The sequence below is a fragment of the Marinobacter salinus genome (genome assembly GCF_001854125.1).
In the GTDB taxonomy this organism is placed as follows: domain Bacteria; phylum Pseudomonadota; class Gammaproteobacteria; order Pseudomonadales; family Oleiphilaceae; genus Marinobacter; species Marinobacter salinus.
Genome location: NZ_CP017715.1, coordinates 1,132,683 through 1,153,683, shown reverse-complemented (window position 1 = coordinate 1,153,683; position 21,001 = coordinate 1,132,683). Strand labels below are relative to the sequence as shown.

The following is a 21,001-nucleotide window of genomic DNA, read 5'->3' as shown; positions in this document are numbered from 1 at the left end:
CATGAACAGCCAATGGCTGGAGGGCTCCGTCCGCCATCGCCGCAAATACCCTGTTCAGCATGAGTTCGAGTACCGCACGGGTATGCTCGCTCTCGATGTTGACGAGTGGGCCAGGGTCACCGAGATCAGCCCCCTTTTCTCGCTCGAACGGTTCAACTGGCTCTCCTTGCGGCGCAAGGACTATTTTCGGCCGGAAGCGGGTGAACTGGCTTCAACACTTCGCGATTACGTGGCCGAGGCCACCGGGTGGCGTCCAGACGGAGTCATACAACTGGTGACTCACCCGCGATATTTTGGCTACGTTTTTAATCCTGTCAGTTTTTACTTCTGCTACAACGTCGGCGACATCCCTGAAGAGGGTGATGTTCCAAGAGTCATCGTTGCACAGATCACCAATACACCCTGGCACGAACGACATGTGTACTGCCTCGAAACGACTGCTGCCGAGGCCAATGATTCCGGATGGCACAGCGAACGGTTCGAGTTCAGCAAACGGTTTCACGTCTCTCCGTTCAACGGGATGGAGCAGCATTATCAGTGGACCTTCAGCTTCCGTGGCGACGAGATGAGAATCCACATGAACGTGCTGGAAGAAGGCAAAAAGCATTTTGATGCCACGTTGGTAGTCCATCGCATCCCTCTCACTCGTAAAGAAGTACATAAGAGTCTGCGAAAGTTTCCCCTGGAAGCAATCAAGGTGTCTGCCGGAATCTACTGGCATGCCCTGAAACTGAAGCTGAAGGGTGCTCCCTTTTACACGCACCCGGATAAACTGCCAGCAGACGACCCGGCTTTCCGGCGGGGTTCGGATGATTCGGGCCGGGATATCTCCGGGGCAGAAAACGTTAACACGAAACGTGGAAGGGTAAGTTCATGGAGAACCTGAATACTTCGGTCCAAACCGCTGACCGACAGTCCGGCACCCAATCGGCATTTAGCCGTGTCGCGAGAAACCTGGTGGCCCAGCAACTTGGCCGGCTCAGGGACGGTGTTTTGACAGTTCGTGAATCGGGCTTTGATGATCTTGTGTTCGGGGATGGGGATTTGAGTAATCCGCCGGCCGAACTGGTAATTCACGATCACAGTACCTGGCGCGATCTGTTGACCGGGGGCAGTGTTGGTGCCGCTGAAGCCTACGTGGCCGGGGACTGGTCTACACCGGACCTTGTTGCACTGCTTCGGTTCTTCACTCGCAATGTCGACCGCATGAACGCGTTTGAGGATCGGTTCAGCTGGGTCACGAAACCTGCGCTGAAAGGATTGCATTGGCTCAACCGGAACACCAAAGAAGGCTCCCGCAAAAATATCAGCGCCCATTATGATCTTGGCAACGATCTGTTCGAGCTTTTTCTCGATCCGACGATGATGTACTCCTCTGCCATCTACCCTCGGGAGGATGCGACGCTGAGTGAGGCGGCTGTCCACAAACTGGATACCATTTGTCGCAAACTGGACCTTCAACCCGGCGACCGGGTAATAGAAATCGGGACCGGCTGGGGCGGCTTTGCCATCCATGCGGCTAAACATTACAACTGCCACGTAACCACCACCACGATTTCAAAAGAACAGCTGGACCTCGCAAAGGCCAGGGTCTGCCAGGAAGGCCTCGAAGACAGGATTACCCTGTTATTTGATGACTACCGAGACCTGGAGGGCCAGTTTGACAAATTGGTGTCGATCGAAATGATCGAAGCAGTCGGCCCGCAGTTTCTGGACAGCTATCTCAGCCAGATCAACGCGTTGTTGAAGCCAGACGGACTGGCACTGATTCAGGCTATCAACATGCCCGAGCAACGCTACGACCGCGCTTTAAAAAATGTCGACTTCATTCAGCGGTTCATTTTTCCCGGCAGCTTTATCCCGTCGTTCGGTGCCATCCTCGAATCCGTTCGTACCCAGAGTAATCTGGTGCTTACCCACGCTGAAGACATTGGTTTCCACTACGCCCGCACGCTTCATGACTGGTGTGAACGTTTTACAGAGCAGTCCAAAAAACTTAATTCTCTTGGCTACGACCAATCATTCCGCAGACTCTGGCATTTCTATTTTGCCTACTGTGAGGCAGGTTTCTCTGAGCGGGCAATTGGGGTATCCCAGATTATGCTGGCGAAGCCGGGTAACAAGCGCGATAACCTGTTAAGTTTATGATCACTTCAGAAACTGCCCGCAACATTCTGAATTTTATTGCTTTTCAGATTGGCTGGCTGACGTGCATTGTATACCCCGGGCTGCCATCGGCCGGTCTGGTAGCCCTTTTGCTGGTTTTGCATTTCGTTCTGGTCAGCCAGAACAGGATGAGTGAACTGCAATTCATCGGACTCGGTACCGTGATCGGCGCTGCACTGGATTTGTTGTGGTTCCGAACGGGTATTCTGGACGACGGAAGCGGAGAGGTTTTCCTGACCCCGCCCTGGCTGGTCGCCGTCTGGGCGATATTTCTGACCACCCTGAGCCATTCCCTGAACTGGATCAGCCGGAAACGATGGCTGCCTTTCGTTTTAGCGCCCGTTGCCGGCCCATTCACCTACTGGTCCGCGAGCCAGCTTGGTGCGGTCAGCCTGCCTCAGCTCGTTCCATCTTTGCTGGCACTGGCCATCGGCTGGTTCGTTGTATTCCCCCTGTTGCTTTATCTTCGTAAATCTCTATACCCGGAGCTTGCATAGTGAACATCGTGTCCGGGATTTCCGTGGCGTTGCTCACCTTTGTTGCGGCTCCGGCGCTTGCCGCCACACTGAATTTCAGCGGAACAGCCAAAACGCCCGACGGAAAAATCCTTTATCAGGAAATACACAGCGCCGAAGGTGCATGCATCGATGGTCTGTTCCAGCCGAAATCGGATCAAATCCACTATCGCAGGCCCGAAACGGGCGAGGTATTTGCCAGCAAAGCACTGGAGTATCAGGGCTCGGTCCTCAGACCCGTCGTTGATTTTCGCCAGCCGGACTTCAGCGAATCCCTGAACATTAGGTATCCCGATCCAGGCTTGCTGGTAATAGACTGGCAAATGCCTCAGGGCGAAACCCGGACGTTTGATGTCCCCTACTCCAGTGACGTTGTTGTCGATGCCGGCTTCGACAACCTGGTTCGCAGGCACTGGAATGAACTCGTTAATGGCCAGACGACAGAGTTCCGTTTTCTCGGGCCGACCCGTGGCGAACATTACCCTTTTGTTCTTGAACCGACGGAGAACGCCGATATCCGTGCGGATTACGTGTTCCAGATCCGGCCTACCGGGATGGTTCTGAGATTTCTCGTCGACCCTATCATTCTGGGTTACAACAGTAGCGGCGCACTCACAGACTATCTGGGCCTGACCAACATCCGAGAAAGCGCTGACAGCAATTACACGGCCCATATCAGGTATTCCGTCGATACCTGGCCAGAATGTGAACTGACTCCCTCAAACTGACTCCCAAAGCCAGGCGGCGCCCCTGGCTCTGTGTGTTAAACTCCCCGACGGATCCAACGCCGGAGAATCAGCAGTCATGATGTTCGTGTCTTTCAACGTCAACAGTATTCGTACCCGTTTGCATCAACTCGAAGCCGTTATTAAAAACCTGAACCCGGACTTCATCGGTCTTCAGGAGACCAAGGTCAGGGACGAGGAGTTTCCGGTGGAAGCCATTCGGGAACTCGGCTACCACGTCCACTTCCATGGCCAGAAGACTCACTACGGTGTTGCACTGCTATCACGAAAAGAGCCGGACAACGTAATCAAGGGTTACCCCTGGGACGGCGAAGACTCACAGCGACGTCTGATCACCGGCCATTTCACCGTTAACGGCGAAAAGCTTGCAGTGGTCAACGGGTATTTCCCCCAAGGCGAGAGCCGCGATCACCCGGTCAAGTTTCCGGCCAAGGAAAGGTTTTACGCAGACCTCATGAAGTATCTGGATGAGCTGCAAAAGGACGGAGGCCACGTTGTAGTGATGGGTGACATGAACATCTCCCCGACCGACAAGGACATCGGTATTGGCGCCGACAATGCCAAGCGCTGGTTAAGAACCGGAAAATGCAGCTTTCTGCCTGAAGAGCGTGAGTGGCTCAGCCAGGTTGAACAACGCGGCTTCACCGACGTTTTCCGTCACCTTCACCCGGAAGAGACGGACACCTTCAGCTGGTTTGATTACCGAAGCAAGGGATTTGAGCGCGACCCGAGACGAGGCCTTCGGATAGACCTGATCATGGCCAGCGATAACCTCCTGCCAAAGGCAAAAGAAGCTGGTGTTTCCTACGATATCCGCGCCATGGACCGGCCCTCAGACCACTGCCCGGTCTGGGCGAGCTTCGAAATTTAGGACTTGGCCGGGCGCGACATGACAAAAATCAAAACCCGCGACCGCATCCTCAACACCAGTCTGATGCTATTTAACAGCGTTGGGGAGCCTAATGTCACCACGCTGCTGATCTCGGACGAACTGGATATCAGCCCTGGTAACCTCTACTACCACTTCAAGAGCAAAGGGGATATTGTCGAGGAGCTGTTCGAACGGTTTGAGGAAGAAATGCTGGACCTGCTGACTGTGCCGGAGGATGCGGAAATCAGCCTCGATCAGAAAGGTTTTTTCCTTCACATGCTGTTTGAGAGCGTTTCCCGATACCGTTTTATTTATCAGGATCTAGTCAACGTGCTCTCTCGCTATAATCAGTTGCAAACACGTTTTCGGCGCATTCTCAAAAAGAAAACCACCGCTTTCCGGACCATTTGCGAGAGTTTCCGCCGCCAGGGCATGATGGAAATCGAACCGGAACAACTTCAGTCCCTTTGTGAGCAATTGACGCTAACCGCCTGTTACTGGAGTAGTTTTGATACCCTTTCCCATTTGCACGACCGAGAATCGGTTGATCCCGGAAAGGGTGTCTATCAGATGATGCACCTCGTTATCCCCTTTCTGGGAATAGAAGAGCAAGAAGAGGCAAAACTGATGAGCCGGGATTACCTGTAGAGGCTTACTATTCCTCTTCGTCGCGGCGGGATTGCCCTTGCAGACGCACCAGTTCACTTTCGAGGGCCTCTATCCGTCTTTCCAGAGCTTCAATTTCCTCGCGACGATGGATACCGAGGCGCCTCAGTGCACCGGATACCCGCTCATCAAACAGATGTTCCAGCTTGTCCCAGGTACCGGTTGCCCGTTCGCGCACACCACCCACGCGGTCCTCGACAGATTTGATCTGTTTTTCAACCACACCGCGAGTTTTATTTTCAAGTTGCTCGCCCTCCTGGACCAGGCGATCAAAGAACCGACCGGTGTCTTCTTCTGCTTTGGTGTATGCCCCAAGGCCGGCAAGCCAGATCTGGCGTGCAGAACCCTTGATTTTTGCCGCCAGTTGCGGATCGCTTTCCGGCTTCTTGTCGTTTTCGTCTGACATGTAACAACCTCGGGGACAGGAAGGACTATTGCTGTGATAGTCCAGTATATTACAGTGTGCGGAGGATTTCAGTCAGGCTGAAAACCGCATCAGGAAAGGTCGCAGTATAAACACGCATCCGATATGAAAAAATGTTTTCAAACGAAACTGGTTCTCGCTTGAAGTGTTCAAAATATAGTCAATACTTCCCTATACCGGTGTCCCTGCTGACGCCGGTTGTCTGGAAGTCTTTCATGGATACTACTCGCACGCCTCTGCCCGGCACACTTTGCCGGGCTTTTTTTGTTATTATTGCCCTCAATTATATCCTTATTCCAAAATTGACATACAAACATCATGGAGACACTGAATGATCGACATTGCCTGGAGTAACTTTACTCCCTGGTCTGCTCTGGTGGGCGGTATTCTGATTGGGCTTGCCGCCGCCAGTTTTTTGCTTCTGAACGGCCGCGTTGCTGGCATCAGCGGTATACTTGGCGCCTTACTGGTGCCAGCCCGTGGCGATATTGCTTGGCGGGTCGCCTTTTTGATTGGCCTGATAGGTGCACCGATCGCCTGGCTCCTCGCCGCGGAAATGCCACCTATTGAAATCAATGCCAACTACCCGACGTTGATTATTGCCGGCCTGCTTGTAGGGGTAGGCACCCGTTATGGCTCGGGCTGCACCAGTGGGCACGGCGTGTGCGGCCTTTCTCGGCTTTCCCTGCGATCTCTTGCTGCAACACTCAGCTTTATGGTCGCGGGATTCGTCACTGTCTTTGTTATCCGCCACCTGCTGGGAGCGTGATGCCATGAAATACTCTTTAGCATCCTTCATCTCTGGCTTGATCTTTGGTCTCGGGCTTATTGTTTCCGGCATGTCCAACCCCGAAAAGGTACTTGGTTTTCTTGACCTTGCAGGACTCTGGGACCCTTCCCTGGCGTTCGTCATGGGAGGCGCCATTCTCGTGGGCCTCGGAGCCTTCGCCGTTGCCCGCAGACGGACACTGTCGTTTCTTGGCTTCAACATGAAGGTGCCCGGTCACACCCACATTGATAAGCGCCTGGTCATCGGCGGCCTCACCTTTGGCGTTGGCTGGGGCATCGCCGGATTCTGCCCTGGGCCAGCATTAGTCGCACTTGGCGCGGGGGAAACCAAAGCTATGGTTTTCGTCGCAGCCATGGTGGCAGGCATGCTCATTTTCGAAGTGCTAGAGCGCAGGTCCGCAAAGGCCTGATCGATTCTGGCAAGTTATTTCCCCGCCGGTCTGACACGCAGCAGGAGCTGTGCGATCATGCCGGCAGTTCTATTACCCGCTGCGGAGGCAATTCCAATGGATATCAGAACAATCGATGACACAATTTCGGTAGCACCACAGATCTCTGTCGAAGACGTTGCCGAGGCAGCCCGGCTCGGCTTTAAAACGCTGGTTGCCAACCGCCCTGACCAGGAAGAATATGGCCAACCGGCCATGGCAGATATCGAGGCAGCAGCCCGAGAGAACGGGCTTGACTGGGTTTACATGCCGGTAGAGTCCGGCAACATCACGGATCAGGACGTCGAACATTTCGCACCGATGATCCGTGACGCGGAAAAACCCGTACTTGCCTTCTGTCGGTCTGGCACCCGCTGCACGGTGCTCTGGGCACTAAGCGCCGCACGCTCCATGCCGGCCCGGGAGATTATTGACAAAGCGCGCAACGCCGGTTACGACATCAGCGGGCTCGCGCCCCGGTTAGCCCAACAGTCGCAAGACAAGGACTGATCACAACCAAGAAGATCAACGAGCAGGATTCACCGAATGCAGTACAAAGGTTCAGAGAACTTCAGCCATAATCAGGCCGACCGGCTTGGTGTTTTGGTAACCAATCTCGGCACTCCCGATGCACCCACAACGTCCGCACTCCGGCGGTACCTGGCTGAATTTCTCTCGGACCCCCGTGTCGTAGAGCTACCCCGCCCCCTATGGTGGTTGATTCTCCACGGCATCATTTTACGCATCCGGCCAAAGCGCAGCGCTAAAGCCTATTCGAGCGTCTGGCAGGCGGAGGGCTCGCCGCTGCTGATCCACACGGCAAAGCAGGCTGAAGGCATTCGCGAAGCGCTTAAGAAGAAGTATGGTCCCAACGTAGTCGTTGGTTTTGCGATGCGTTACGGCAACCCATCCATCGCCAAAGTCCTGGACGAGATGCAGCATCAAGGGGTGCGAAAGCTTCTGGTGCTCCCGCTCTACCCCCAGTATTCCGCATCCACATCAGCCTCGACCTTTGATGCGGTCGCAAAGGACTTCAGCAAGCGACGCTGGCTGCCAGATTTCCGCTTTGTATCCCATTATCCTGACTTTCCTCCGTACATAGAGGCAATGGCCAGGCATATTGAGGCGCATTGGGCGAATCACGGGCGCAATGAAAAACTTATTCTGTCTTACCATGGTGTGCCCCTGAAGTACTTGATGAAAGGGGACCCCTACCATTGCGAATGCCACAAGACCTCTCGTCTTCTCGCTGAGCGGCTCGGTCTCGGAAAAGAAGACTACCTCACGACATTCCAGTCAAGATTTGGAAAAGAGGAGTGGTTAAAACCTTATACGGACGAGACTCTCAAGTCCCTGCCTGGCAAAGGCGTAAAATCGGTAGATGCGTTTTGCCCCGGTTTTTCATCGGATTGTCTTGAGACCATTGAGGAGATAAACGAGGAAAACCGCGAGTACTTCATGGAGTCAGGCGGACAGGCGTTCAGTTATATTCCGGCGCTTAACGCTACACCCGGACATATCGATGCTCTGGTAAAGCTCATCGAAGAAAACCTTCAAGGGTGGCAGGTGCCAAAAAATGAGCCCGAGGAACTTGCTGATCGCCTAAAGCGGGCAGATGAGCGAAAAGAAGCCACCTATCCCGGCCGTGATATCTAGACGGTAGCCATCGAAAACCGCTTGCAGTCACAAGCCTGAGCTAACCATCACTGTCAGCTCAGGCTTTACTGCCTTCCACTGGACCTGAAAGATCCGGGACTGACTGGCAAAGCGTGCAATCTTCTGTATTTACTGCAGCGCCTCCTGCTTCTGCATAACGGATCCTGTGATTTGCCCGTCCCCGATTGCTAGACACCGAGTATTTTCGATTCTCGCGCACGGCGCTCTGTTCATCTGTTTCTTTAACCAATTTACGGTCAGACATAGAGACCTCCCTCATGTATCACAGACATTATGGGGGCGGCATAACCACAAACCAAATAGGCAATAACACTGGGTGAGTGTAAACATCCCTGTTTTAGTTGCACATCCGATTTTAGCCCTTCCCTTCACAGAGCGCTGCCGCACCAACAAACGCCAGTTAATGAAATTAAATTCAGATCTCGTTATGTGAGGTCTATTTTGCGAAGAGCTGCCGCGTTCCGGTGCCCGCGTTTCAGCTTGTAACCAGACCGGTTAAATCTTATGTTGAAAATTGGAATGCACGGGGCCGCAGAATCTGCCCGATGAGAACTGCCCTGCTTAACAGTTCCGCGCACTTGGTGCGCTTCATTGTAGGCTTAGTTCTGAGTTAACCAGCAAGGAGAAGCTAATATGTCGATAACGTCAGAAACTCAATTACCCAACGACGTATCATCCTGGCTCGATCCAACATTGGACTCTGTACGTGGGACGGAAACGCCCAAGGATCCGAACAAAGGCTACATCGCCCTGCTTGGCTGGAGCTTAAATGCGGTCAAGGCCGCGCAGAAGTTCGACCGTCGCTATATTGTGGTCGCTCCCGATTGGGCTGCGGATTTCTGCACCGCAAACAAGATACCTTTCATTCCATGGGATTTTACCCGCCTGAATGACCGGTCCATGGAGATTGCAGAAAGGCTAAAAGCGGAAGGCGTTGATGTAGCGCTACCTCTCTTCGAGGAAACCGTCGAGTGGTCAGGGGCGATCAACTCAGTCCTGTTTAACGAACCTCATATGTACGGCCAGTCTATTTTGTTTCGTGACAAAGCCCTGATGAAGCGCCGCGCACAACTTGGCGGTATTCGCGTCGGGATCTTCGAGGAGGCGTATGAAAAAGACGACATTGTCCGCTTCATGAGGCGCGTCAATCAGACACTCTTGCACCTTGAGGGTGACCCTGACGACCCGATTCACGTCAAGGCCTTCGACAAAGCCGGTTGTCTCGGCCATCGAATGATTCGCAAGATAGAAGACATTGACGCCATTCCGCCGGAAGAGTATCCCCTGTTGATGGAGAGTCACCTGAGTGGCTGGGAGTTTGCTGTCGAGGCCTGGATCCACGACGGGAAAATCAAGTTCCTTAATATTTCCGAATACGTCACGCTGGGCTACTCGGTATTCGTCCCCGCTACCAATGAGCTCGAGAGCTGGCGCAACGCGATCACCAAGCAGATCGAACTGTTGATCAAAACCTTCGACATCAAATTCGGGTTTATCCATCCCGAGTACTTCGTTACGGCTGACGGCGAAATGTATTTTGGGGAAGTTGCATATCGTCCGCCTGGGTTCAAGGCTTTTGAACTTATTGAGAGAGCTTATGGATTTAGTGCGTACCAGGCTTCTATGTTGGTGTTTGATCCTAAAACCACCAAAGAGGAGGTAGATAGCTTCTTCCCCCGCGAGGTGGTTGACGCGAAGGGCTACGCAGGGTGCTTCGGCGTATATCCAAGACGTCGTGTAATCAGCAGGCTGGAAATGCCCAAGGAAACGGTTGAACACCCCTACTTCGAGTCTCACGAATTGATCGCGCCTAAAGAAGAGATAGTTCCTGAACGGTTAGCCTATGGCACTCATTGGGGCCTGATCTTCTTCTTCGGTGACGACCCCATCAAGATGCGGGACCTCCTGAAAGCCCAGGAAGATCTGGACTTCTACGTTTAGAGGCGCTGTTCAGTGCGTCTGGTTCTTTAGCGCGGCGATAGAGCTGGCATGGAACGCCGCTGCATCGGACGCGGCCGCGCAACCGGGGTCGTCTGCCAGGACATTGAATGTATTCACCGGTTTTCCCGCCAGCGCCTCGCTGACAGCGTAGGCGCTGTCAGCCAAAGCCTTGGCGCTGTAGCCGCCTTCCAGCATCAGTACCAGGCGCCCCTCACAAAGTTCGTCGGCCAGGTTGCTCATGCGCTGGGTGACGGCGGCATACCCGGTTTCATTCATGTTGCAAACCATGTCGAGGTAATGGCAATCGAAACCAGTGGATACCAGCAGAATATCGGGCCGGAATGCACATGCTGCCGGCCTCACCACCTGTTCGAACACCTTCAGTAGCGCGGCGTTGCCAAAACCCATGGGCAGTGGGACGTTGAGATGGTAACCAAGGCCCGGTCCAGCTCCGGTTTCATCCAACAGGCCGCTGCCCGGGTAGAACGGTGCCGCGCAGTGGCTATCGACCACCAGCACGCCAGGATCGTCATAGAAAATGGCCTGGGTGCCGTTGCCGTGATGCATGTCCAGGTCCCAGATCATGACTCGTTCATAGCCGAGGGCTTTGCGAGCATGCGCCGCTGCGACCGCCAGGTTGTTATAAAGGCAAAAGCCACGGGCACGATCTGCGGGAGCGTGGTGCCCGGGCGGACGCACAATACAGAACGCTCGCTCGGCTTCACCGGCGGCGATTGCTTCGATCGCGCTGATTCCGGAGCCGGCCGCCAGGCGGGCCGCTATCACGCTTCCCGGTGATACTGCGGTCGTGTCTTGAGACAGCCAACCGGATTGACCATCCAGCGACTCAATATGGGCCACATAGGCTGCATCATGTGCCCGTTCGAGCTGAGCGGTGCCGGCTGGGGCCGGCAGCATCCAGCGCACGCCCTCGATGGGCTCGAGCAGCAGCCGATCAACGATCGCTGTCAGGCGCTCCGGACGTTCGGGGTGGCTATAGGTGTCCAGATTTGCATTGGGATACTGCAGCTTAATCATCGCCTTGACAGCGTCAGTCCATTCGGGACGCTCAGGATCCCAGCCGTGTGGATTGTGACCGAGCATACGGAAGTCGTAATAGATCAATACGGTCGCTGGCATAGCTGTCATCCGAGACAATATGTTTCAGCCTGCTAATCTCGACAGCGTGGATTATGCCGAAATGGGCACATACCAACACAGAGCCGAAATTGCGAGCGCAGGACATCACAGAGTCTAGTGCAGAAACCAATGAACATGAAACCTGGCAGGCCCAAAACACCAGCGCAGGTAAGCTTTCAGAGGGAGACATAGGATAGTGAGTTTATGGAAAAATGGCGGTGGGCCAGGGATTCGAACCCCGGGAAGGCTACTAACCTTCGGCGGTTTTCAAGACCGCTGCATTCAGCCACTCTGCCAGCCCACCGTTTTTCCATTGCTGCCATTGCGACAGCGGTGTGCATGATACCGGAATTGCTTGTGCTGTCAACGCTCTGCATAAAACCCGCCCCTTTTTTAAACATTAACTCTATTTAATGGAATCCAAAGAGCAGGTTCTGGTCGTAAATGGTTGAAACTGCGGAAAGTGGCACTATCATCAGACGTAGATTCCTTAATCTGTTTAATTTACAGTTCGAGGCTGTTCCGCGATTAAAGCAGGAACCCAACGGAGAGAAAGATGGAAAAGCGAGAGTATAGTTACCAGCAAAACCGGGGAAACATGATTGCCCGCGGCTCCGCAACGGCCGCAATCAGCCCGGAAGCTTCCAAGGTTCTTAAAAACACCTACACACTGCTGGCAATGACCCTGCTCTTCAGCACAGTCATGGCTGCAGTGTCTATGTCCATTGGCCTTGGCCGTGGTGCCAGCCTGATTTGCAGCCTTGGCGCACTGGGACTGGTCTGGTTCGTGTTGCCGCGGACAGCCAACAGCAGTGCCGGCATTGGTGTGGTGTTCGCGTTTACCGGCCTTCTCGGGTTATCTCTCGGGCCCACATTGAACTATTATCTGCAATTTTCTAATGGCAGTCAGATTGTCATGCAGGCACTCGGGGGAACCGCGCTGGTTTTCTTTGCCCTGTCCGGCTACGTGCTGACCACCAAGAAAGACTTCAGCTTTATGCGCGGCATGCTGGTCGCGGGTCTCGTTGTTGTGCTCATAGCTGCTGTCGGAGCTATGGTCGCCAGCATGTTCGGTGTGGAAATCACTGCGTTCAGCCTGGCCATCAGTGCTGCCATCGTATTCCTGATGTCAGGTTTTATCCTGTACGACACAAGTCGCATCATTAATGGCGGTGAGCAAAACTACATCATGGCAACTACGGGTCTGTACCTGAACATCTACAACCTGTTCCTCGCCCTGCTCCACCTGATTTCCGCGTTCAGCGGTAACGATTGATTGTCAGGTAACATTGGCTCCAATAAGCCCCGGCTCTTGCCGGGGCTTTTGCTTTCTGTAAACTGAAAACCTTTCCTGCAAGACAGAACGCCATGACCGACTTGAAAGCAGAATCGTTTACCCTTGTTATTACTGGCGCTCCTTACTCTTCCCAGGCCCCTCAGACCGCCCTGGCGTTTGCCAAGGCTGCGCTTGAACAAGGCCACAGAATTGACCGGGTATTTCTTTATGGCGATGGTGTTTACCTGGCCTCCGCACTGGTCGCACCTCCTTCAGATGAGACCCATTGGCCAAGAGCCTGGAGCGGGTTCCTTGAGGAGCATGCAGTGCCTGGTATCGCCTGTATTGCGTCCGCATTACGCCGTGGGTTAGTCGACGAGAGCGAAAAACAGCGTTATGAACTCGCCGCCGCCAATCTCCTGCCTCCGTTCGTTCTGGCCGGACTCGGCGAATGGGTAGAGGGCAATATCAAATCCTCAAGAACACTCTATTTTCACGCAGGCAACTGATATGACTATGCTGCTAATCGTTGATCAGGCTCCCTATGGCACCTGGGCGGGCCGTGAAGCGCTCGACATGGCATTTTCAATGGCAGCCTTTGACCAGCCCATCACGCTCCTCTTTACAGGTGCTGGCGTTAACTGGCTGCGCCAGGGGCAGGATGCGTCGGCCATTCAGCAAAAGTCGGTTGAAAAAAACCTTTCGGCAGCGCCGGTGTTTGGCATTGAGGCCATTCTGGCGGATCGTGCGTCATGCGTGCGCTATGGCCTCAATGCCGGGGATTTGCCTCAAGGCGTTGCCCTGGCAACGGTCAATGCGGATCTTCTGGCTAACTATGCGGCGGCTGCTTTTTCCGGCTAACGATCATTCGAGTGGCAGACATACGGATTCCAGGCTATGAAAACGTTCCATACACTGCACATCCTCAATAAGCCCCCAGGTCACCCACGCTTTGAGGTGTGCCAGAGCATGCTGGGCGCTGATGATGCCTTGCTGTTAACCGAAAACGGGACGCTTGCACTTACGGTCAGCGATATAATGAAGACCGACCAGGTGTATGCGCTTGGCGCGGATGTATCCGCCCGGGGAATGGACCAAGGCCAGACAGCGGTTTCCCTGATTGGCTATGAGGAGATGGTGGCTCTTACATTGCAGGCACAACAGGTAATCAGTTGGTAAGTTATGACCGAAATCGAACATCCCGAACGAAATAGCGAGGGCTTCCTGGAGGACGCCTGGGCGTGGAGCCCGTCTATAGCAGAACGGATCGCCGCGGAAGATAACCTGGCGCTAAGCGAACAACATTGGGAAATCATCGGATTGCTGAGAGATTTTTACGTAAAACATGAAATATCTCCGCCTTCGAACCGGCTTTTTGTCAAAGCAGTCAAAGAGGCTATGGGCGAAGAAAAAGGCAATAGCATCTATCTGATGCAGCTCTTTCCGGGTACGCCGGCCAAAACTGCGTGCCGGATCGCCGGGCTCCCTCGGCCAACAAACTGCCTCTGACCATCATTCGGGCGGCTTACTTCCTCCATGCACGCCCGGAGACTTTCTTTTAACATCAGAGGCATTTCCCAGAAAACTGCTAAGGCCGTTTTCAAAAAGCCCCGCCCCAAATTTGCGAACCTGGCGCGTGGATTCCTTGACAGCACCATCCAATGCACTTTCAGGCAGGTCCCGTAGTGTTTCAGAAACCCCCTTTCTAACACCTCGCGTGACCGCTGGCTCGATTTCCTGTGCAGCTGCGACAAGCTCGGCCACCTTGCGATCAAGATAGGGACGAACAACCCACTTCCAGAAGCTCCAGAGCACCAAGCTGACAGTGCCCACTGTCACCAGAACCTGTGTCGCAACTAATTCCCATGCTGGCATACATTGCCTCCTCTGTCCGACCCAGGGACGGACATGCATCATTAATCAAAACGCCGGGCCAGCCAACACGAAAAACTGAATGGCTCCGGCCATGGCACCAAAAATGCCGCCCACGAACATCAACTGGACCTCCTCTTCCCGAAAAGCCGGCCGGAGGATATCCTGGAATTCCCGGGGGCCGAGCGCTTTCATCTGCCCGGAAAGTACCTCGGCAACCACCGGCGCGCGCTCCCGGTTGAAAGCGGGATCGCTGAATACGTCCCGTGTGGCCAGGACCGCTTTCTGGTTCATCGCCTTTTTGAGTTCGGTGTAACCTGTCATGCCAACGGTCACTTGCGCCGTCAGCTTCATAACAACGGAATTATCCAGCAAAGGCCGCAAATGTTTTTGGATAATGGCGCGGGTCCTGTCCCCGTGACGGCCATTGACCATTGCATCGGCGACTTTTTCAACGGTAATCAGTTCTTCCGCAACGAGCCTCGCCCACACATCACTGATTTCAGGCTGCCTGCGCAGGAACAACCCCTGGACCTTCCAGAACATTACTTGTCTTGGCCTTACGGGCGAAAAAATGAGGTTAATGGCAATCCAGTTAGTGATAAATCCAATCATAAAGCCACCCGCCGGAAGCAGCCAGGGCTCAGGATACTGGCTCCATAACGGTGCCAACAATGCACCCAGAATTCCTCCGACAATGGCACCCCGATTGATAACCGACTTCAGCTCTACCGCGCCGGCCTGCTTAAAAATACGGTTCATCAGATCCGGGTGATGCTCCAGCTCGCGGCTCAACAAAGCTTTCAGATCGACCAGGTCGTCAAGGTCGTCACCGAAGTCGTCTACCAACTCCTCAACGCGTGATGGCAGTTGGTCCCTCGCCCACTGGTATATCCTGCTTTTCACAAAGAGCGGCAGGTTATCCCAGAGTACGGGCTGAATCTCATACATTACTTCATCAATGTACTCGTCCAGCCTGGGGGTTACCTGGGAAATAACCTGCTCGACAATCTTCTGAGGCTCGAGTTTCCGATAGACAGCGTTCAGATCGCCGAAGTGCTGTAAGGTCCGGTCAATACAGATATGGGCCATTTTCTCGGCTTTCCGGGGTATCACTCCCTGCCAGCCAATAATGCCAATCCCTATGAACTGAACGGGGTAAAAGGACATCTGGATAGCGAGCCAGTTGGTAAACCATCCAACGCCGGCCGCCATAATGGGCACAGACAGAAATGCTACGTCGAACAAGGTGAAACCCCGGATTAGATAGAAGACCGCTGAAGCCGGTAAAAATACCACTGGTTGTCAGACAGGATAATACCTGCATGCTGTCTTTGTGTATTTGACCAATGATGGATCAGTTGAAACTTCACGACATTGGCCGTGCAGCCATAATCCGGAAGGTACTGCGGCAGATTGCGGGATTGCAGGTAGTTCAGATGCAGTCACGCGCCGTCAGCCAGACGACGCGTCACCGGGAACTGTATTACTGGTAGTAGGCGTTTTCCGTGTTCGTGTGGTCAGTAACATCACGAACGGCCGAGATCTCCGGCACTCGCTCTTTCAGAGTTGACTCGACACCCTGCTTGAGCGTGAGACTGACTGCCGAGCACCCCTGACAACCACCACCGAATCGGAGAACGGCAACGGATTCATCCACAATCTCAACGAGGGATACCTCGCCACCGTGCGCCGCGAGGTTCGGGTTGATCTCCGAAGCCAGAATATAGTTAACCCGATCCGGCAACGGCGCATCATCGTCAATCTTTGGAACTTTGGCGTTTGGTGCCTTGATTGTGAGCTGGCCACCCATCTGGTCTTTCGAGTAGTCCACGTACGCTTCCTCGAGGAAAGGTACAGAATTGTGGTCCAGAAATAAGGTGAATTTGCCCATGTCCAGCTGCTCATCCGTGGGAACAACTTCGTTGGGCGGGCAATAGGCCAAACAGGTTTCGGCGTTCTTTGTACCGGGCTGGGTGACGAAAATGCGTACGCCCATGCCCTCAACGTCCTGCTTTTCGATAAGTTGTGCAAGATAATCCCGTGCGGGATCTGTCACAGTAACCAATGCCATGTTTTCAACCCGTTTGAAAGTTTGTAGTTATTTTAAGGGAGTTCGCCTGAACATGAAAGACCAAGTAAAATAGTCGGGCTTTAACAGCATAATGATTTTCACGTATCAGGCCCTCGGACGACATGGCCTTGAATCACGCACTTGATAATGGTCATTGGTACTAAGACGGGCTGGCACATTTTTGCTATGATCCCGCGCCATTGACCTTTAATACGACGTTACAAACGACTTCCGGAAGTTATTGATATGACCGATCGCAACACCCGTCTGGATCAGCTCCACAAGGCTCTGCAGGAGCGCATTGTTATTCTTGATGGTGGCATGGGCACCATGATCCAGAACCTGAAGCTGGATGAACAGGCATTCCGTGGCGATCGATTTGCGGACTACGAACGCGAAGTTCAGGGCAACAATGATTTGCTCAACCTCACGCAACCGGCACTCCTCCGCAATATTCATGCGGACTATCTGGATGCGGGCGCGGATATCATCGAAACCAATACATTCAACTCCACTCGCCTGTCACAGGCCGATTACGGACTGGAGTCAATCGCGAAAGAGCTGAATGTCGCAGCAGCCAAGCTGGCCCGAGATATTGCCGATGATTTCACCGCCAGGAACCCGAACAAACCAAGGTTCGTCGCGGGCGCTGTCGGGCCGACCTCCCGAACAGCCTCTATTTCTCCGGACGTTAACAATCCCGGTTACCGGAACGTCGACTTCCAGACTCTCGTCGACAACTACTATGAAGCGGTAGAAGGCCTGGTGGAAGGCGGATGCGACCTTATCCTGATTGAAACTGTCTTTGACACCCTGAATGCCAAGGCGGCCATTTACGCCACACAACAGTATTTCGAAGACAGCGGCGTTGAGCTTCCGATCATGGTTTCCGGAACCATCACCGATGCCTCGGGGCGAACCCTGTCTGGTCAGACAACAGAGGCTTTCTGGAACTCCATTGCTCATGCCAAGCCGATTTCCGTCGGCCTGAACTGCGCCCTTGGTGCAGACGCTCTGCGCCCATATGTTGAGGAGCTGGCCACCAAGGCCGAGACCTATGTCAGCGCCCACCCGAACGCCGGCCTGCCAAACGAGTTTGGCGAATATGACCAGACACCCGAGGAAATGGCGGAAATTATTGAAGGCTTCGCCCGAGATGGCTTCCTTAACATTATTGGCGGCTGTTGTGGTTCCCGTCCGGATCACATCGAAGCCATCGCCCTGGCGGTTTCGAAATACCCTCCCCGCAAGATTCCGGAGCGTAAAAAAGCGCTTCGCCTTTCCGGCCTGGAGCCGTTCACCGGCGATGAGAACACCCTTTTTATCAACGTCGGTGAACGCACCAACGTGACCGGCTCCAAGCGCTTCCTTCGCCTGATCAAGGAAGAGCAGTATGAAGAAGCATTGAGTGTCGCGCGGGACCAAGTGGAAAACGGCGCTCAGATCATCGACATCAACATGGACGAGGGCATGCTGGAGTCCAAGGAGGTGATGGTTACATTCCTGAACCTGGTCGCCTCCGAGCCCGACATTTCCCGCGTTCCCATCATGATTGATTCTTCGAAATGGGAAGTCATCGAAGCAGGTTTACGCTGTACCCAGGGCAAACCGGTGGTGAACTCCATCAGTCTGAAAGAAGGCGAAGAAGAGTTTATTAAACGGGCAAAAGACTGCATGCGCTACGGCGCTGCGGTTGTCGTCATGGCCTTCGACGAACAGGGCCAGGCAGACACCTACGAGCGCAAGACCCAGATTTGCAAGCGCTCATACGAGGTTCTGACAGGCATCGGCTTCAACCCTGCCGATATTATTTTTGATCCGAACATCTTTGCCATTGCGACGGGCATCGAGGAACACAATAACTACGCTGTAGACTTCATCAATGCGACCCGCTGGATCAAAGAAAACCTGCCACATGCCTCTATTTCGGGCGGTGTGAGTAACGTTTCCTTCTCATTCCGTGGTAACGATGTGGTACGCGAGGCGATCCATTCCGTGTTCCTTTATCACGCCATCAAGGCCGGCATGAACATGGGTATTGTAAACCCCGGCCAACTGGTGATTTACGACGAAATTGACCCGGAGCTGAAGGAACTGGTCGAGGACGTGGTTCTGAACCGTCGTGATGATTCAACGGACCGACTTCTGGAGATTGCCGAACGCTTCAAAGGTAAAGGTGGCAAAACCCAGGAGGAAGACCTCGCCTGGCGCGAATGGCCGGTGGAAAAAAGGCTCGAACATGCCCTGGTCAAAGGCATTACCAGCTATATCCTGGAGGATACGGAAGCTTGCCGGCTCAATGCAGAACACCCGATAGAAGTCATCGAAGGTCCGCTGATGGACGGCATGAACGTAGTCGGTGACCTGTTCGGGGATGGCAAGATGTTCCTTCCCCAAGTGGTCAAGAGCGCCCGGGTCATGAAGCAGGCGGTCGCACATCTGATTCCGTTCATAGAAGCGGAAAAAACCGAAGACCAGAAGGCCAAGGGCAAAATCCTGATGGCCACGGTCAAGGGGGATGTACACGATATCGGTAAAAACATTGTTGGCGTTGTCCTTCAGTGCAACAACTACGAGGTTATCGACATGGGCGTTATGGTGCCCTGCGACAAGATCCTCGATACAGCAATCAAGGAAAACGTCGATATCATCGGGCTCAGCGGCCTGATAACACCTTCTCTTGATGAGATGGTTCACGTCGCCAAAGAGATGCAGCGCCTCGATTTCAACATCCCGCTCATGATCGGCGGTGCGACCACATCCAAGGCGCACACGGCGGTCAAGATCGAGCCACAATATAAAAATGATATTGCGCTTTATGTCTCGGATGCCTCAAGGTGCGTGAACGTGGCCTCACAGCTGCTGAGCAAAACCGCAAAACCTGCGTTGGTTGAGGCGGCCCGAAACGAATACGACGAAATCCGCGAACGCCGCAAAAACCGGGGCGACCGCACCAAACTCGTTTCGCTCAAGGAAGCCAGGGCCCGTGCGCCTGAAATAGAGTTCGAGAGTTACGAGCCGCCAAAACCGGCCTTTACCGGCATCAAGGTGTTCGAAGAGTATGACCTGAATGAACTGGCTGATTACATCGACTGGACCCCATTCTTCATTTCCTGGGACATTTCCGGAAAATACCCCGCTATCTTTGATGATCCCAAGCGCGGAGAAGCAGCGCGCAATCTATTCGACGATGCCCAGACAATCCTCCGCCGTATGATTGACGAAAAACGGGTGACGGCACGCGCGGTTATAGGCTTCTGGCCAGCCAATCGTCGGGGCGACGACATTGTCGTCTACAAAGATGAGTCGCGTACCGAGGAGCTCACGGTTCTTCATCACCTTCGACAGCAGGATGAAAAGGCTCCGGGTAAACCCATGATGGCGCTGTCTGACTTTGTCGCTCCCGAAGGCTCAGGCCCCTGTGATTACGTGGGTGGGTTTGCGGTCACCACCGGTGTGGGCGCCGAAGAGTTCTCTCTGGAATTCAAAGATCAGCACGACGATTACAACGCGATTATGGTCAAAGCGCTCGCTGACCGTCTTGCCGAGGCCTTTGCCGAGAGGATGCATGAGCGGGTCCGCCAGGAGTTCTGGGGCTATGCCCCGAATGAGAAGCTTGGCACTGACGATCTGATCAAGGAACGTTATCGTGGCATACGGCCCGCTCCGGGCTACCCCGCCTGTCCGGACCACACGGAAAAAGCCACCCTGTTCAGCCTGCTGGATGCGACTGGCACCACTGGCATTGAGCTCACAGAGCACTTTGCCATGTTTCCGACGGCGGCGGTTTCCGGCTGGTACTTTGCTCACCCGGATTCGAAATACTTTGCGGTCGGCAAGATTGGCGCAGATCAGGTTGAGGACTACGCTGAACGCAAAGGCATCTCGAAAGCCGAAGCGGAACGCTGGCTCGCACCCAGCCTCGCTTATGACCCGGCGGAGTAGTCTGCGGGCTTAATCGGCATTACCGGACAACAGGCAGAGTTATGACGGAAGCTTCTGACACTGAGAACAATAAAAACCGGAAACCCAAGGGCCCCGGCGTTTGGAAGGTCCTGCAAAGCATTCTCGCTGGCGCATTCGGTGTGCAATCAGATAAACGCCGAGAAGAGGACTTTTCCAGCCACAGTCCCTGGCCCTACATTATTGCCGGTGTACTTTTCACGGCCGGCTTTGTAATAGGGCTGATCCTTATCGTGCAGATGGTTCTAGCCGGCCAGTAATTTACTGGCCGGACACCCACACCACTGCAAAGGCAACGGCGAGTACAACCAGAAGAACCGCAGCTATTGCATCAGCCTGACTGTCTGAGCGCATGGTTTTTTTCATAGGGCTTTCCTTATCTAGACCTTTTGCAAGGGTTTTTCTTTTTGTTACAAGGCCGCTAACAAGTCCGGCCTTGCCCTTTCGTAAGTA

The 21,001-nt window shown here is 53.9% G+C and carries 24 protein-coding genes and 1 tRNA gene; 18 read left to right on the top strand and 7 right to left on the bottom strand.

The window, feature by feature from the left end; all coding sequences use genetic code 11:
• Position 1 precedes the first annotated feature (1 nt).
• From BKP64_RS05285 to BKP64_RS05260, 6 genes are all read left to right on the top strand, one after another.
• Positions 2 to 886, top strand: coding sequence for a DUF1365 domain-containing protein (locus tag BKP64_RS05285; RefSeq protein ID WP_070966922.1), 885 nt, complete (start codon positions 2 to 4; stop codon positions 884 to 886).
• The gene (locus tag BKP64_RS05280) at positions 874 to 2,148 is read left to right on the top strand and encodes an SAM-dependent methyltransferase (protein ID WP_070966919.1); all 1,275 of its coding nucleotides are present in this window, start codon (positions 874 to 876) and stop codon (positions 2,146 to 2,148) included. The genes BKP64_RS05285 and BKP64_RS05280 overlap by 13 nt, the downstream gene beginning before the upstream one ends.
• The gene (locus BKP64_RS05275; protein ID WP_070966917.1) at positions 2,145 to 2,663 is read left to right on the top strand and encodes a DUF2878 domain-containing protein; all 519 of its coding nucleotides are present in this window, start codon (positions 2,145 to 2,147) and stop codon (positions 2,661 to 2,663) included. Before BKP64_RS05280 ends, BKP64_RS05275 begins: the two co-directional genes overlap by 4 nt.
• On the top strand, positions 2,663 to 3,409 hold the full coding sequence (locus BKP64_RS05270; RefSeq protein ID WP_070966915.1) for a hypothetical protein: 747 nt from the start codon (positions 2,663 to 2,665) through the stop codon (positions 3,407 to 3,409). The genes BKP64_RS05275 and BKP64_RS05270 overlap by 1 nt, the downstream gene beginning before the upstream one ends.
• A 76-nt stretch (positions 3,410 to 3,485) precedes the next feature.
• Positions 3,486 to 4,298 carry an exodeoxyribonuclease III gene (gene xthA, locus BKP64_RS05265; RefSeq protein WP_070966912.1) on the top strand — a complete coding sequence of 271 codons (813 nt, stop codon included), beginning with the start codon at positions 3,486 to 3,488 and terminating at the stop codon, positions 4,296 to 4,298.
• Between the two features lie 18 nt (positions 4,299 to 4,316).
• The gene (locus BKP64_RS05260) at positions 4,317 to 4,946 is read left to right on the top strand and encodes a TetR/AcrR family transcriptional regulator (RefSeq protein ID WP_070966910.1); all 630 of its coding nucleotides are present in this window, start codon (positions 4,317 to 4,319) and stop codon (positions 4,944 to 4,946) included.
• Between the two features lie 7 nt (positions 4,947 to 4,953).
• Here the strand turns inward: BKP64_RS05260 and BKP64_RS05255 are convergent, their stop codons facing one another.
• Positions 4,954 to 5,370, bottom strand: a complete 417-nt coding sequence (locus BKP64_RS05255) for a phasin family protein (RefSeq protein WP_070966907.1) — start codon at positions 5,368 to 5,370, stop codon at positions 4,954 to 4,956.
• 349 nt (positions 5,371 to 5,719) lie between these two features.
• Here BKP64_RS05255 and BKP64_RS05250 point away from each other — a divergent pair, with 349 nt between their 5' ends.
• The 4 genes from BKP64_RS05250 to hemH all read left to right on the top strand — a co-directional run bounded on the left by BKP64_RS05250 (position 5,720) and on the right by hemH (position 8,261).
• Positions 5,720 to 6,157, top strand: a complete 438-nt coding sequence (locus BKP64_RS05250) for a YeeE/YedE family protein (RefSeq protein WP_070966905.1) — start codon at positions 5,720 to 5,722, stop codon at positions 6,155 to 6,157.
• A gap of 4 nt (positions 6,158 to 6,161) precedes the next feature.
• Positions 6,162 to 6,587 carry a YeeE/YedE family protein gene (locus BKP64_RS05245; protein WP_070966902.1) on the top strand — a complete coding sequence of 142 codons (426 nt, stop codon included), beginning with the start codon at positions 6,162 to 6,164 and terminating at the stop codon, positions 6,585 to 6,587.
• 96 nt (positions 6,588 to 6,683) lie between these two features.
• Positions 6,684 to 7,115, top strand: coding sequence for a protein tyrosine phosphatase family protein (locus BKP64_RS05240; protein WP_070973569.1), 432 nt, complete (start codon positions 6,684 to 6,686; stop codon positions 7,113 to 7,115).
• Positions 7,116 to 7,151: 36 nt separating this feature from the next.
• Complete coding sequence (hemH, locus tag BKP64_RS05235) at positions 7,152 to 8,261, top strand: ferrochelatase (protein ID WP_070966900.1); 1,110 nt, start codon at positions 7,152 to 7,154, stop codon at positions 8,259 to 8,261.
• A gap of 58 nt (positions 8,262 to 8,319) precedes the next feature.
• On the opposite strand, the gene BKP64_RS19020 is transcribed toward hemH, so the two are convergent.
• Positions 8,320 to 8,526 carry a hypothetical protein gene (locus BKP64_RS19020; RefSeq protein WP_083329156.1) on the bottom strand — a complete coding sequence of 69 codons (207 nt, stop codon included), beginning with the start codon at positions 8,524 to 8,526 and terminating at the stop codon, positions 8,320 to 8,322.
• 389 nt (positions 8,527 to 8,915) lie between these two features.
• Between BKP64_RS19020 and BKP64_RS05230 the strand changes: the two genes are divergently transcribed.
• Complete coding sequence (locus tag BKP64_RS05230) at positions 8,916 to 10,223, top strand: ATP-grasp domain-containing protein (protein ID WP_070966897.1); 1,308 nt, start codon at positions 8,916 to 8,918, stop codon at positions 10,221 to 10,223.
• A 9-nt stretch (positions 10,224 to 10,232) separates the two neighbouring features.
• Here the strand turns inward: BKP64_RS05230 and BKP64_RS05225 are convergent, their stop codons facing one another.
• Together BKP64_RS05225 and BKP64_RS05220 are read right to left on the bottom strand one after the other, a co-directional pair.
• Entirely contained in the window at positions 10,233 to 11,363 is a 1,131-nt protein-coding gene (locus BKP64_RS05225; RefSeq protein ID WP_083329155.1) for a histone deacetylase family protein, read from the bottom strand.
• A gap of 213 nt (positions 11,364 to 11,576) precedes the next feature.
• Positions 11,577 to 11,667 (bottom strand) — tRNA-Ser (locus BKP64_RS05220).
• A gap of 252 nt (positions 11,668 to 11,919) precedes the next feature.
• Here BKP64_RS05220 and BKP64_RS05215 point away from each other — a divergent pair.
• The 5 genes from BKP64_RS05215 (at position 11,920) to BKP64_RS05195 (ending at position 14,148) form a co-directional block, all read left to right on the top strand.
• The gene (locus BKP64_RS05215) at positions 11,920 to 12,639 is read left to right on the top strand and encodes a Bax inhibitor-1/YccA family protein (protein ID WP_070966888.1); all 720 of its coding nucleotides are present in this window, start codon (positions 11,920 to 11,922) and stop codon (positions 12,637 to 12,639) included.
• Positions 12,640 to 12,731: 92 nt separating this feature from the next.
• Positions 12,732 to 13,148: a sulfurtransferase complex subunit TusD gene (gene tusD, locus BKP64_RS05210; RefSeq protein ID WP_070966886.1), complete on the top strand. Its 417-nt coding sequence runs from the start codon at positions 12,732 to 12,734 to the stop codon at positions 13,146 to 13,148.
• Between the two features lies 1 nt (position 13,149).
• Positions 13,150 to 13,500 carry a DsrE family protein gene (locus BKP64_RS05205; protein WP_070966883.1) on the top strand — a complete coding sequence of 117 codons (351 nt, stop codon included), beginning with the start codon at positions 13,150 to 13,152 and terminating at the stop codon, positions 13,498 to 13,500.
• A 36-nt stretch (positions 13,501 to 13,536) separates the two neighbouring features.
• Entirely contained in the window at positions 13,537 to 13,818 is a 282-nt protein-coding gene (tusB, locus tag BKP64_RS05200) for a sulfurtransferase complex subunit TusB (RefSeq protein ID WP_070966881.1), read from the top strand.
• Positions 13,819 to 13,821: 3 nt separating this feature from the next.
• Positions 13,822 to 14,148: a TusE/DsrC/DsvC family sulfur relay protein gene (locus BKP64_RS05195; protein ID WP_070966876.1), complete on the top strand. Its 327-nt coding sequence runs from the start codon at positions 13,822 to 13,824 to the stop codon at positions 14,146 to 14,148.
• Positions 14,149 to 14,151: 3 nt separating this feature from the next.
• Here BKP64_RS05195 and BKP64_RS05190 read toward each other — a convergent pair whose 3' ends face one another.
• From BKP64_RS05190 to nfuA, 3 genes are all read right to left on the bottom strand, one after another.
• A complete protein-coding gene (locus BKP64_RS05190; protein WP_070966874.1) occupies positions 14,152 to 14,514 on the bottom strand; it encodes a hypothetical protein in 363 nt (120 codons plus the stop codon).
• Between the two features lie 45 nt (positions 14,515 to 14,559).
• Positions 14,560 to 15,759: a DUF445 domain-containing protein gene (locus tag BKP64_RS05185; RefSeq protein WP_198402647.1), complete on the bottom strand. Its 1,200-nt coding sequence runs from the start codon at positions 15,757 to 15,759 to the stop codon at positions 14,560 to 14,562.
• A 238-nt stretch (positions 15,760 to 15,997) separates the two neighbouring features.
• On the bottom strand, positions 15,998 to 16,585 hold the full coding sequence (nfuA, locus tag BKP64_RS05180) for a Fe-S biogenesis protein NfuA (protein WP_070966871.1): 588 nt from the start codon (positions 16,583 to 16,585) through the stop codon (positions 15,998 to 16,000).
• Positions 16,586 to 16,831: 246 nt separating this feature from the next.
• Between nfuA and metH the strand changes: the two genes are divergently transcribed.
• Both metH and BKP64_RS05170 read left to right on the top strand, forming a co-directional pair.
• Positions 16,832 to 20,530, top strand: coding sequence for a methionine synthase (gene metH, locus BKP64_RS05175; RefSeq protein WP_070966868.1), 3,699 nt, complete (start codon positions 16,832 to 16,834; stop codon positions 20,528 to 20,530).
• 41 nt (positions 20,531 to 20,571) lie between these two features.
• Entirely contained in the window at positions 20,572 to 20,808 is a 237-nt protein-coding gene (locus BKP64_RS05170; RefSeq protein WP_070966866.1) for a DUF2970 domain-containing protein, read from the top strand.
• Positions 20,809 to 21,001 lie beyond the last annotated feature (193 nt).